General features: G+C 59.0%; 10 protein-coding genes. All 10 read right to left on the bottom strand.

All coding sequences use genetic code 11. The features are described 5' to 3' along the window. Window positions 1–50: 50 nt before the first annotated feature. Window positions 51–1,712 (bottom strand): aldehyde dehydrogenase family protein, encoded by a 1,662-nt coding sequence (locus G1C95_RS06240; RefSeq protein ID WP_240947456.1) that lies wholly within the window; start codon window positions 1,710–1,712, stop codon window positions 51–53. A gap of 173 nt (window positions 1,713–1,885) precedes the next feature. Further along, the gene (gene uriT / locus G1C95_RS06245; RefSeq protein ID WP_169172101.1) at window positions 1,886–3,301 is read right to left on the bottom strand and encodes a uridine transporter UriT; all 1,416 of its coding nucleotides are present in this window, start codon (window positions 3,299–3,301) and stop codon (window positions 1,886–1,888) included. A gap of 62 nt (window positions 3,302–3,363) precedes the next feature. Next, window positions 3,364–4,305, bottom strand: coding sequence for a uridine-preferring nucleoside hydrolase UriH (gene uriH / locus G1C95_RS06250; protein ID WP_169172102.1), 942 nt, complete (start codon window positions 4,303–4,305; stop codon window positions 3,364–3,366). A gap of 154 nt (window positions 4,306–4,459) precedes the next feature. Beyond that, window positions 4,460–5,626: an iron-containing alcohol dehydrogenase gene (locus G1C95_RS06255; protein WP_169172103.1), complete on the bottom strand. Its 1,167-nt coding sequence runs from the start codon at window positions 5,624–5,626 to the stop codon at window positions 4,460–4,462. Window positions 5,627–5,635: 9 nt separating this feature from the next. Beyond that, on the bottom strand, window positions 5,636–6,331 hold the full coding sequence (locus G1C95_RS06260) for a phosphoribosylanthranilate isomerase (RefSeq protein ID WP_169172104.1): 696 nt from the start codon (window positions 6,329–6,331) through the stop codon (window positions 5,636–5,638). Between the two features lie 101 nt (window positions 6,332–6,432). Then, window positions 6,433–7,371: a carbohydrate kinase family protein gene (locus G1C95_RS06265; protein WP_169172105.1), complete on the bottom strand. Its 939-nt coding sequence runs from the start codon at window positions 7,369–7,371 to the stop codon at window positions 6,433–6,435. 242 nt (window positions 7,372–7,613) lie between these two features. Further along, on the bottom strand, window positions 7,614–8,708 hold the full coding sequence (locus tag G1C95_RS06270; RefSeq protein ID WP_169172106.1) for a PfkB family carbohydrate kinase: 1,095 nt from the start codon (window positions 8,706–8,708) through the stop codon (window positions 7,614–7,616). A 74-nt stretch (window positions 8,709–8,782) separates the two neighbouring features. Continuing rightward, on the bottom strand, window positions 8,783–9,757 hold the full coding sequence (locus G1C95_RS06275; protein WP_205832736.1) for a ribokinase: 975 nt from the start codon (window positions 9,755–9,757) through the stop codon (window positions 8,783–8,785). Between the two features lie 87 nt (window positions 9,758–9,844). After that, window positions 9,845–10,804, bottom strand: a complete 960-nt coding sequence (locus tag G1C95_RS06280) for a nucleoside hydrolase (protein WP_169172107.1) — start codon at window positions 10,802–10,804, stop codon at window positions 9,845–9,847. Between the two features lie 114 nt (window positions 10,805–10,918). Beyond that, window positions 10,919–13,081, bottom strand: coding sequence for an LTA synthase family protein (locus G1C95_RS06285; protein ID WP_240947457.1), 2,163 nt, complete (start codon window positions 13,079–13,081; stop codon window positions 10,919–10,921). Between the last annotated feature and the right edge of the window lie 261 nt (window positions 13,082–13,342).

The raw sequence follows: 13,342 nt of genomic DNA on the forward strand, positions 1-13,342 counted from the left end.
CAAGGCCTTCCGTGGACACTGTCCGCGGAAGGCCTTTTACCAGCTCTCTTCTAGCTGAGTCTGCCGATAATATTGACCAATCGACCGGTAATACCGTCGAATGGCGGATACACGAATCGTAGGCTGTCGGGGAATAGCGGCTTGCTGACCACGGTTTTCGTATGGCTGAACGTGTTGAAGCCTGCTTTGCCGTGATAAGAGCCCATGCCGGATTCCCCCACCCCGCCGAACGGCAGTCGGCTAGAAATCAAATGTCCCAGCGGCAGCCCGAAGCCCAAAGCGCCCGAACTGGTGTCGCGTTCGAAACGACGACGAGCCTCGCGTGAATTGGAGAACACGTAGGCGGCCAACGGGCGCGGGCGCGCGTTGATCAGGGCAATCGCCTCATCAACGTCCTGCACCACCACAATCGGCAGAATCGGCCCGAAAATCTCCTCACTCATCACCGGAGCATCCGGCTGGGTTCCCAACAGCACGGTGGGCGCAATATAGCGTGCGGCACGATCGACGGTGCCGCCGCACATCAGTCGCCCGGCCGAATCGAAGGCACCATACTCGCCCAAGGCATGGCTGCCAGGCTGCGAAGTATCGTCGCTAACACTGGCAGCGCTTGTTGTCTGACTGTTCTGTGCTGTAGCGAAACGTCGGCCAACCATATCCACGGCCGCGCCAAAGGCGGAGGCGGCCTTGATCAGCGGCGAACTCGGCTGTTCGGGCGGCACAGTGCCCACCGGTAGCAGTCCGCACAGCCGCTCAACATGATGATCGTTGATAATGCGGCCATAATCGGGCGAAGTTTTCGGATCGTCACCATAGAACTCGTCAATGGCCACGGCAATGCGTTTGGCAAGCGCTTCGGCGATATCGGGCGTGGCCAGCACATAATCGGGGGCTACACAGGTTTGCCCAGCATTAGTAAATTTGCCCCAGGCTATGCGCCGCGCGGTGGTGTCAAGATTCATGGTGCCATCAACAAAACACGGCGATTTGCCGCCGAGCTCCAGCGTGACCGGTGTGAGATTGCTGGCCGCCGCCTGCATCACGATGCGTCCGACGCGCCCGCCGCCGGTATAGAAGATATGGTTGAACTTGAATCCCAACAGTTCGCCGGTTTCCTTAGGACCGCCCTCGACGACGGCGATGGCGTCGTTATCCATGTATTGTTCGATAAGCTCGGCCAGCAGGTGCGAAGTCGCTGGGGAGAGTTCCGACGGTTTCAGGCATACGGCATTACCAGCTGCGATGGCATCCACCATCGGTTCAAGGCTGAGCAGCAGCGGATAGTTCCACGGCGAAATAACCAGCACCACACCCTTCGGCTCGCTGATGGTCCAACCGAAGGCGGGTTGCAGCAGCCAGTGCATGGGCTTGGGATGACGTGCGGACCAGCGAGCCATGCGCCTTTGCACAAAACGTGCCTCTTCCAGCACTAGATTGATTTCCATGAGCAAGGTTTCGGCGGCAGGCTTGCCAAGATCGGCGTGCACGGCTTCGCACAGGGCCTGCTTGTTGTTGGCAAGCATGGTGCGCAACGCATTCAGCTGCGAGCGCCGCCAATTCATGGATTTGGTGCGCCCGGAATCAAAAGTCTTGCGCAGGGATTCGAACGCCTGCTCCCCTGTGACGTGTTTATGTGGGGCGTGATTATGTATGGCGTGATTATGTATGGCGTGGGTGCGATCGTGCATGGTGTGCTTGCGGTGAGGCTGCATGGCCTGCTCCTTCCCCTACGGTCATGCGTCAACAAGTATTGGCTTCATCCTACCGCCCCTTCGCACAATGGCGAGACACATAGGTAAAGGCCTTGCGGCGCATTATTCACGCATCGCAAGGCCTTGTTCATCAATCACACACTCAGGTGACGTCTGTTACTGGTTGTTGGCTGTCAGTGCTGATCCTCATGCCGGGGAATCAGGAAGGAGCAGGCGAGCGCCAGGGCCAACATCACGGCGCAGGCGACCATGGAGGCGGCGTATCCTGCGGTGGTGCCGTTGGAGGCGGCGAACAGGTTCATCACCATGTACAGAATCGCATAGCTCAGGCCGGCACCAAGATTGAACATACCGGAGTTCATGCCCGGCAGGTAGCCCGGATTATCCTTCGGCGAAAGCACGATGCCCAAACCGTTGAGCATGATGTTCACCGTGCCGGCGTAGCTAGCACCAAGGGCGATGGACATAACAACCAGCGCCCACACGCTCGGCGCATTGGAGACGAACACACCGAACAGTACGGCCACGATGCTCACCGCCATGCCGGCACGCAGCACTGCGCGGTAGCCGAACTTGGATGCCAACACACCTGCGACCGGACCGAAGGCCAGACCCACGAGTGCGTACGGGGTCAGGGTGGCGAAGGAGACGACGTCAGCGCCCAAGCCCACACCGAATTCGGCGTCCTGTGCCAGGGCGGGCACGATGCCATTCATAATCGCGAACACGCCGGTCATGGTCATCAGCGTGGTCAGCAGCAGACCCCAGGTGCGGCGCTGCTTCATGTAATGGGTGGAGACGAGCGGTGCCTTGGAGCGCTTTTCAATCTGCCAGAAGATCACGAAGAACACTGCGGCAACAACGATCAGTCCGCCGATGAGCAGCCAGTTGGCTTCGCCCAGCTTCTGGATTTCGTTGGTAACCATATAGGCGGCGACGAAGGCGATGCCCAGGGCGATAACGCCGGGCCAATCCATCTTCGGCGTGTCTTCGGCGCGGCTTTCTTCAGCAGCGAAGAACACCAGCACAACGGCGCCTGCAGCGATGATGGCCATGGTCCAGAACACGGAGCGGAAGCCGAACGTACCGGCCAGCCAGCCGCCCAAAATGGCGTCGACACCGGCGATACCGCCGTTGACGGAGGTGAGGATGGCCATCAGCTTGGCGTATTTCTTGTCTTCCGTCACACGCACGTGCAGCATGATCAGGCACATCGGCACAATCGGGCCGGAGGTGCCCTGCAGGATACGGCCGATCATCAGCACGGTGACGTTCGGGGCGATTGCGGAGACGATGCAGCCGATGATGGTGGCTACAAGGATGCCGAGCAGCACCTTCTTACGCCCCACCAAATCAGCCAGTCGCGGCAGGAACAGCGAGAACAGTGCGGCGGAGGTGAAGAACACCGTCTGCGTCAGGCCGATTTGCGAGGACGTGGTATTCAGCTCATGCTCCATGGTCGCCAATGCCGGAGAAAGCATGGAGGCGTTGAGCTGGAAGGCGAAGATGGCCACCAGCAGGGCCGCCATCAGCGCGACGATGGACTTGCCGCCCTCGTCAAGCATCTTGTCTGTTTTGGTTTCAGTCATAATTGCACACCTTTGTTGTCATTCTTCTTCTGTTGACGATTGCTCACGTCAGCGAATCGTTGTCAGCCGATGGTCTCGATCGCGTCGGCCACAAGATCCCAGAACCGTTCAAAGTCGAGGTTCACGGCGACCTGCGTATGGCATTGGTCGGCCGGCGGCTCGGGGCCGCGCAAATCGGCCACGGTCATGCCAAGGGTCAGCTCGCCGTGGATTTCCACATCAAGCGGGCAGCGGCGGGTGGTGACCACGGACGGGTCGATAAGATAGGCCACGGTGCACGGATCATGCACCGGCGGATCGTCGAAGTCCTGATTGTCCTGGTAGGTTTTGCGGAAGAAGTCCATCAGACCGGAGACGAACATCGCCAGATCAGTGCCAATACCTTCGATGCGGCGCTGCACCGCAGGCGTGCACAGCGCCTGATGGGTCAGGTCGAGACCGACCATGGTCAGCGGCCAAGACTCGTTGAATACGATGTGCGCGGCTTCCGGATCGACTTTGATATTGAATTCGGCCACGGCGCTCCAGTTGCCCACATGGTAGCCGCCGCCCATCAGCACGATTTCCTTGACGCGGCTCACGATGCGCGGCTCCATGCGCACGGCCATCGCGATATTGGTCAGCGGACCGGTGGGCACAAGGGTGATGGTGCCGGGCTCATGGCTCATGATGGTGTCGATAATCCAATTAACCGCATGGCCTTCGTCCAACGGACGGGTGGGCACGGGCAGTTCGACGCCATCGAGACCGGATTCGCCGTGGATGGAGGCGGCGACCTCCTGTGCGCGCACAATCGGGCGATCGCAGCCGGCGTGCACGGGCACGTGCGGCGCGTGAGCCTTCTCAAGCACTGCGCGGGCATTGTTGGTCACCTTTTCGAGGCTCTGGTTGCCGCCAACGGTGGTGACACCCAGCAGGTCGATGTCGGGGTTGCCGAGTGCCAGCAGAATCGCCACCGCGTCGTCGTGGCCCGGATCGCAGTCCAGGATGATTGATTTGGCCATTGTCACTCCTTTGTTCAATGGATGGATGAGGATATGGGTTGGATTGAAATGAAATAAGTAACGACTGTGGTAAAAGGTTCGCCGACGGGGTGGGAGAAGGGAAGGAAAACCGTTCCCGCCGGCGAAATCTCACAGGCCTGAACCGCTTGCCGGCTTATCGAGCGCCGAATGCGCGCAGCATCGCTTCGGCATCGTTTACGGTGATTTCGCGCGGCGTATTGCCGGCGAACCGTTCATCGACAACGGCTTGCGCGTTCGAGGCGAACTCGTCGGCGTCAATGCCATACTCTTCGACGGGGTGCAGCTCCAGCACTCGGTCGCGGAAATGCTTCACCGCGGCCACAGCCATGGAGACGGCCTCGTCATTCGAGACGCCTTCGGGGTAGTTCACACCGAGAATCTGACCGATTTCGCGCACCTTATCCGGTCGAGCCGGGGCAACGAATTCCATTACCGCAGGCAGGGCGTATCCCACGGCTTCGCCGTGCACGATGTGATACTTCGAGCCCAGCACATGTGCGATGGAATGGCCCACAATGGTGCCGGAATTGTTCAGTGCCCAACCGGCCAGCGTGGCCGCCACCATCACGCGTTCGCGGGCGCGGCGATCCTTGCCATTGGCCACGGCTGCGGGCAGATAGTTGGTCAACAGGAACATGACTTTCTCGCAAATCGCGTCGGCGACGGGCGATGCCATACGCGACAGGTAGCCTTCGGCCGCGTGGCAGAAGGCGTCGAGCCCGCAGGCGATGGTCATGTTGGCGGGCAGGGTGAGCATCAGATCGGCGCAAAGCACCGCCAACTCGCTTACGGCCGGATTGGCCAGCACGGCCAGTTTGCGATTGGTCGCCTCGTCGGTGACCACCAGCGCATTCGACAGCTCGCTGCCGGTGCCCGAGGTGGTGGGCACGGCGATCATGCCGGGGCAAGGCGCAATCGGTTTTGCCGGGTCGGTGTAGTCGATGATCGACCCGCCGTTGACGCGCACGATGTTCACGCCGCGGGCCACATCCATCGAGCTGCCGCCACCGATGGCGATGATGCTGTCGGCGCGATGTTCGCGAAACGCCTTCACTCCGGCCGCAACCGTGCCGCTCATCGGGTCGGGACGCACCTCGTCGAATACGCCAACCTCGATGCCTTCCTCGCCCAGTCGGCTGATGGCGGCTCGCACCAACGGCATCGTGATCACGAAGGAGTCGGTTACGAACAGCGGACGCCGATAGCCTTTGTCGCGCATGATCTGCAGCAGGGTTTCGCCGAGGTCATCGGTGCAGACGATGCCGACGGGTTGCAGCATTGTGACGTTCAAGCCAGCCATCGGACGCGCTCACCGACCGATCTGCGCTGCTGCGGCGTCGGCGCGTTCGCAGAACAGACGCACCTTCTCGATGTCCTTTTCCATATGGCCGCCGTCGTATTTGATGGAGGTTTTGGTCAGGGAATCAACACCATAGGGCTTGCAGGTGAGAATCGCCTCGGCCACATTATCCGGGCCGAGTCCGCCGGCCATGATGACGGGCTTGCCACATTCGGCGACAATGCGCGCGTCGATGGACCAGTCGTGGGTCAGGCCAGAGGCACCGATACCGGTGTCAGGGGCCAAGCCGGAATCGGTGAGGATGATGTCGCAGTACTTGGCGTATTCCTTGGCGCGATCCACTGCGGACTCATCATCGACGAGCACGGCCTGCATCAGCTTGGTGTTGGGCGCAACCTGCTTGAGGCGGTCGGCAAAGGCTGCGTCGGCGGCATAGCCGTCGCCGGCGATATGCAGGATGTCGGGCTGGATTTCGCGGGCCAACTCGATCATTTCGTCCGGATCGTTGGTGAGCATAATGGCCACTGAGGTCACGCCACGGCGACGGCATTCGTCGAAGATGCGGTGCACGCGCTCAATCGGCACGCGATGGGCCGGCACACCGCCGTTCTGCATCGGCACCAGGCCAATGTTGTCGGCGCCGGCGTCCATGGTGGCAACGGACTCATCGTATTCGATAAGGGAATAGATCTGCTTGATGACCATAGGGTCTGCCTCCTTAATGTTGTGTTTGGTGTGATTGATGATGGACAGTTGATGGGTTATCAGTGGGTTATTGATGGCTTATTGATGAAATTATTGGTAAGTCAGGCGGCAAGCGTATCGCCGGTCATTTTGGTGCGAATACGTTCGGGAGTGATATCGGGCACGGAGCGCACGCATTCGAGGGCGATGCTGGATGCGGCCTGCGCGATGCGGCCGACCTCTTCCAAGTCGCGATCGGGATTTTCGAAGTAGCTCCAGGTGATTGCCGCCATGCCTGAATCACCGGCGCCGTTGACGTTGACAATGTCGGTTTTGTATGCCGGCACGGCGACCATGCCGTTGTGGTCGGCGCAGAGGATGCCATGCACGCCCATGGAGATGAATACGGATTTGAGCCCTGTATCCAGCAGTTTTGCCGCCGCCTGCCTGGCGGTGTCAAGGTCGGTGATCTCGATGCCGGTGAGGGTGCCGGCTTCCATGGCGTTGGGTTTGAGCGCGGTCATGGTGCCGATAATGTCGTCGAAGCGGTGGGCTTTGACGGTGGAAACCGTGTCGCCGAACAGGGGTGCGGTGACGTGTTCGCCGATCCAGCGCATGGTTTCGGGTTCGAGGTTGGCGTCGAGCAGGCATACGGCAGCATCGTTGATGAAGTCCAGGCGTTCGGCGAGGAATTCGGGGGTGATGCGCTTGCAGATGCCCATATCGTTGACGGCCATCGTCATCTCGCCTTTTTCGTCGGTGACGAACAGGTAGGTGGACGAGCGTTCATCGTTCAGACGGGCCGCATGGTCGAGACGGATGCCATGGAGCGCGCAGGAATCCTCCATGGCGTTGCCGTTGGCATCGTCACCGTACACGGTGACCAGATAGGTGGGCACGCCAAGATGGGCGAGATTCTGCGCGATATTCTGGCCAACACCGCCAACGGACAGGCTTACCACGCCGGGGTTCGAGTCCTTGTCCACCACCTTGTCGCGAGGTGTGCCGCAGATATCCATGTTCATGCCGCCGATCACGACGACGTAGCGCTCATCCGCCATGTGGGGTTCGTCTCCTTTGCCGAAGCAGTCAACAGTGACATTTGTTTAGTTGAATCAACAAGTGATTAATGTTGATGATATAACAAATGTTTATTTACTTCAACATTTGCTTAGAACCTAAGGATGGCAAGGGCTGTACGGCGTGTCCTTAAAGCAAAAAGCCTCCCTACCGGGAGGCAATATCAGCACTATCGCACCAGCGCCACTGTCTAAGTCGCAGCGTTAGCCTAAGCGTTAGGCATCTAGCCGAACCATTGTTCGCGGCGTTGGCGCAACAGTTCCTCGCTGAAATCGGGGTTTGCCGACTCCACGCATTCCATGGTTGCGAATGCCGCTGAAGCCGCGAACCATGAGCTTTCCTCGAAATCCATATCCCTCAGGCCACTCCACACCAGCGCGGATAATGCGCCGGAAGCCGCGCCGTTAACATGCCGATGTGTTGCATGGCGCAATGGCAGATACCAGCGATGTTCCGCATCGCGATGCAGCATGCCCACGCCGTCCAGCAGCAGGAACACGCGGCGCACCCCACGCTTCAGCAGCCAGTCGGCACATTGGTCGGCACTGGTCTCATCCGTTGTCTCGATGCCGCACAGCACACCGGTTTCGGCTGCCGAAAGCACCACAGTGTCCAGATGCGACAGGTTCGGCACCAAACGTGCCGCCTTGTTCACCGACACCACCCTGGCATAAATCGGGCGCGCATCATGCTTGCACACCCAGGCAATGGCCTCAGGGGTTAACGACGTGTCGATAACAATGGCGCGGGCGTTGTCAATCACATGCTCACGTTCGGCAAGGAAGGCCGGGGTGATGGCGTCGCTGATAGACATGTCGTCAAGAGCTACCCCGGATTCGCCGTTCGGCCCGGTGATTGACAGGTATGTGGAGGTGTTGGCGTGCGGCAACTGCTTGGAATAGGTGATATCCATGGCATTGGCAAACGCATCGGCTTTGAATCGCTCGCCGTTGTAGTCGTCGCCGTATACGGAAATAAGATAGTTCGGCACATCCAGTCGGCCCAAGTCGAATGATACGTTGCGTGCGATGCCGCCCAAGGCGTAGGTGATGCGACCGACGTTGGAACTGTTGACGACAATGTCGCTGACGGCCTCGCCGAAAATGTCCAGATTGATGCCACCGATAACGGCGACATAGCTGGGAGGCGCCACAATATAGCCTTTACCTCGCAAATAGCCTTTTTTGACGAGGTTGGAGATGTGCGCAGCCACACCGGACCGCGTGATACCACATAGATCAGCCAGTTCATTTTGGCTGATCATCGGGTTCTGCGTAATCCATGCGAGGATTTGCTGTTCGCGGTCCGTGGCTGCCATAGGGGTTCCCTTCATCCAAACCATTTCAGTGTATCGTGAAGGGTTCGCCCGGATTGCATCGTGCCGTCGCGCTGTCAGGCGAATAGGTCACGAATTTGTGCGCTGGTGCCATAGGAGGCTTGTGCGCCGTGGCCTGTTGCGGCGTAGGCGGATACGTAGGATGCCAGCTGGGCGGCGTCCTTCAGTGCGAATCCTGAGGCCAGGCCGGCGAGCACGGTGCCCATGAAGGAATCGCCGCAGCCGGTGGTATCCACTGCGTCCACTGATACCGGGCGGATGCGGGTGATCTGGCTGCCAGCTTCGGCAGTGGCGTCCAGCACCACCGACCCATCGCCTCCAAGCGTGATAATCGACTGTTCGAAACCGTAGTCACGCATGCGCTCCAGCGCCTGCGCCCAGTCGAAACGATCCCAATCATCATCGTCCGGTTCATCCACGCCAAGCAGCTGGGCCATTTCATGCTCGTTGACCAACAACACATCGGCGGCCTCAATCAGCTGCGCGGGAATGGTGGGAGTGAATGGCGAATTGTTCAGCAGCACGGTGACGCCGGCTTCATGGCACATGCGTGCCGCGGCGGTAACCGTTTCAATCGGACTTTCCAAGCACAGGCCCAATACTGAGGATGAGGTGATCGCCTCGCGCATCGACTCAACGTAGTCGACGGTGACCTCGGCGTTGGAGCCGGGCGAATAGACGATGACGTTTTCGCCGCCTGCGTCCACGATAATCACCGTGGTGCCGGAAGGCCCGGGCACTCGGCGCACGTTCGTGACATCCACGCCGGATTCGGCCAGGCTGCCCAGCAGAAAATCAGCGTTGGCGTCCGAGCCAACCGCGCCGAACATGCGTACAGTCGCTCCGATTCGGGCGGCTGCGGCGGCCTGATTGCCGGATTTGCCGCCCGGCAGGATCTGCAACGGCCCGCCGTTGACGGTTTCGCCGCCGCGAGGCAGCCGCTCGGTGGTGACGGTATAGTCGGCATTCATCGAACCAATGACGCTGATGGCGCCATGAATCTCATCGAGCAATGACAGGGTGTCGTCCATGACAATCCTTTCTGTGATTCGGTGTGTTTCATGGGGTATGTAAACCCAAATCACGCGCCCGAACCGCCCGACGTAAGGCGCAGGCGTTTAGCCAGCTTGTTCGGCAAGTGTGGTGATGCGGGTCATGAACTCGTTCAGGAAGCGCCGCGCATCGACGTCCACCGCCACCTTCATCGTCTTGACGGGATCATTCAGACGCGTGTTGTCGCCAATAGTACGTCCTCGCGTCGCACCTTGCACATCGACCTGCATGTTGAGGTCGAATGTGCGCACCAATGTCGGGTCGACGGCCACGCCCACGGCCAGCGGATCATGCAGCCCGCATCCGCCCAAATGCGGCGAAGCAACCTCGTATGCGCGGATGTAATAGTCGGTCATATCGGCCAGGAAATTGCCGGCCTTGGTTCCCAGATCTCGCCAACGCTGGGTTTGCTGGTAGGTTAGCAGGGTTTTCAAAGTGACGTCGAGGCCGACCATCGTGGCCGGGGCACCGGAGCGGAACAGACGGTTTGCGGCGTCCGGATCCTGATCGATGTTGGCTTCGGCCCAAGGACTTACGTTGCCGCACACGGTGAGCGCGCCTCCCATCAATACGATGGCACCGATTTCATTGATGATTTCTGGGGCTTTGGCGATGGCGGCGTCGATGTTGGTCATCGGGCCGGTGGGCACATAGACCAAATCCTTGCCGTAGGTTTTCACGGCGTCAATAATGAAGTCTACGGCTGATTCGCTTTCCGGTTCGCGGGAGGAATCGGGAATATCGACGTCGCCGATGCCGTTGCTGCCGTGGATGAGCCGTGAAATATCCGATACTGCAAAGGATTCGGCGGCGGATGCGTGCGGAAGACCACGGTATACCTTGACTTCGGGATGTCCGAACAAATCGGTGATGGCCAGCGAATTGCGCACGCCATCATCGACTTTCACATTGCCATAGGTGCCGGTGATGCCGATGAGTTCGACTTCGCTGCTGCCCAAGGCGTAGGCGATGGCCAACGCATCGTCGATACCGGTATCAAGGTCGAGGATAAGTTTGGTGGCCATGGTCTGACACCTTTCTTCATTGGTGGCCTGCGATCGGCAGCCTACGTTTGGCAGTCTGCCGATCGCCAAGAACCTGCTGTCACATCAATTTACTCCGCTGCTACTACGGCGAAGTTACTGAGGCAGATTCATGAAGGAGGTGTTCTTGAGATAGCCTTCGCCGGCGGTGATGTCGTATTGGATGAGTCGGTAGTCGGCGAGCAGCTGCTTGGTGGCCTCGTCGAAATCATCCTCGTTCATCGGGTCGCCGCTGGCATCCAGATAGATGTTCTGGCCTTCGGGGATGCGCTCCCAGCCCTGGATCTGGTTGACGACAGGAGGCTCCATGGCGGAGATCTTCTCGTGCATCTCAGTCAGGAAGGCAAGATACGGCGACACCTTGGCATTCATATGCTCGGCGGTTTGTGCCACGAAGAAGTTCGGGGAAGAGTAGTCGGCATTATCAATCTTTTCGCCCTGCGTGCCGGAGGCCTTATTCGACCAGATGAAATAGTCAGTCAGGTGCAGTGCGAGCGAATTGTTGTCGTCCTTGCTGGCGGATTCGTAGATGCCGGGCAGGTGATCGCCGTAGAACACCACGGTGATGGGTTTGTCGATTTTGTCGAGCTCTTCAAGGAATTCAGCCGTGGCTTGGTCGGTGATCTCCACGCCCTTCTGGTAGGTTTCGATGGATGTTTGCTCATCTTCCTCCAGGGGCGTGCCGGTGGTGGATTCGGCGGTGTAGTCGTTATTCGCATACCACTGGTGGTAGGGCATGTGATTCTGCATGGTGATCAGCTGAATGAACTGATTCGCCTTGCCGGAACGAATATCCTCAAGCGCGGAATCGTAGGTGGACTTGTCGGAAACGTAGGGGCTGGAGTCGATTTTGTCCTGATACTTAATAACGTCCGGACCGGTAAGCGTGTAGAAGTGCGAGAAGCCGAACTTCTTGTAGTTCGTGGCCCTGGAATACATGCTGGATTCGTATGGATGGTAGCCGAGTGAATTGGCTGGTGCACCCCACATCTGGTTGATGGTGGGGGTCCAATGCTGGCTGGGCACCAGCTGCTGGTAGGGGCTGGTCAGCGAGGAATCGAAGTTGGCCATCGACAGGCCCGTCAATCCCATGTATTCGAGGTTGGCAGTGCCGCCGCCGTAGCCGGAGGACAGCATCAGACCGGAGGTGGTGTTCTCCTTAATCGAGCGGATGTTGGGCATCGAATCTTTGTTGACTTTGAGCCCCGGCACACGCGTGGGGTCGGAGAAGGATTCGGACAGCACATAAATCACCGTGGAATCCGTGAGGTTATTGGAGCGGTTGGCGTTGATTTTCTCGGCTTCGCTCTCGTATCGCGCGGCGACTTCCTTCATGGTCTCTTCGGAATAGTTCTCCGGCTTGGTCATAATGGAAGGATTGAGCTGCCTGGTGAAGGCGACCAGCGGGCCGTTGCGCTGCGCATCGTACACGGAATCCCACATGGAGGGCTTGTCGCCCATGGCCTGCGAGAACTTATTGGCCCACGAATCGGTAGTGCTCACCTGGGAGCAGTACAGCGCGAAGCCCAGTACCGGCAGCAGCACCATGATCAGACGCGAGGCAAGGTTGAGGCCCAGGTTATTGGTGCGGATCAGCTTGCCCCTGCGGCCATCAAAATGTCGCAGCACCAGAATCAGCGTCAGCAATACCGCGTAGACGGCGAGCGCAATCAGAATCACGATATGTGCGCCGGCGGGGATAAAGGTAAGCATGTTACCGGTGTTCGAGCCGAGGAAGTTGAGATCGGCGGGCAGCACCGCTTCGTAACGGATCTCGATTTTGAAGTGTTCGATTGCGGCGATGACGATGGCCAGCGCCAGCAGTATGGCCGTGGCTGTCCAAAACCGGTTGATCAGCATCATCAGTGCAATGTAGAGCAACGCCACCAGCAGCATGTTGAGCACGAATACGAAATTGAGGTTGCGCCACATTTTGGTGACGAAGCCGATGCCCACATCGCCGGTCGGGTTGGACAGTTCCACGCGGCTGGATGAGGTGGAGACGCCCACTTCGAGCACGATTACGGTAATAATGTCGAATACGACGAACAGGATCGCGTACAGCCAACCTGCAAACGGGCGGTGCGGATGCTGTGCGGCGAGTTCGGCGGCATCGGCCTGCTTGACTTTGCGCCACCAGCGGAAGCGGCGGGAGGATTGCCGGCTGCCGTCATCCACGTTTCTGTTGTTTCGGCTGGTACGACCTTGGGCGGCCGCTGCCTGCGGAAGCATATGCTGTGTACTACTGCTATCGCTCATACGCTGTATCGTTCCCTGTTCATGCATCCCTTGCGGTTGTTCCAAGGGCATATTCTTAGCCGTCGAACCTTGGAAAAACCACAGGGCCAACGGTTCTCTCACTGTTTCCTAACCATTCACCTTAATGCCATGGGTGCCGTGACCTCCCCTGAAACACCCTGATTTGCTTGGGGGCAGCCCTGACCGCCGTTGCGGGGAGACACCGAAATCCGCTGGAATCCGCTGGAATTCATTGGGAGACCCAACGGGCTTCGACGAGAT

Origin of the sequence: Bifidobacterium oedipodis (assembly GCF_012932425.1) — a bacterium.
GTDB lineage: Bacteria > Actinomycetota > Actinomycetes > Actinomycetales > Bifidobacteriaceae > Bifidobacterium > Bifidobacterium oedipodis.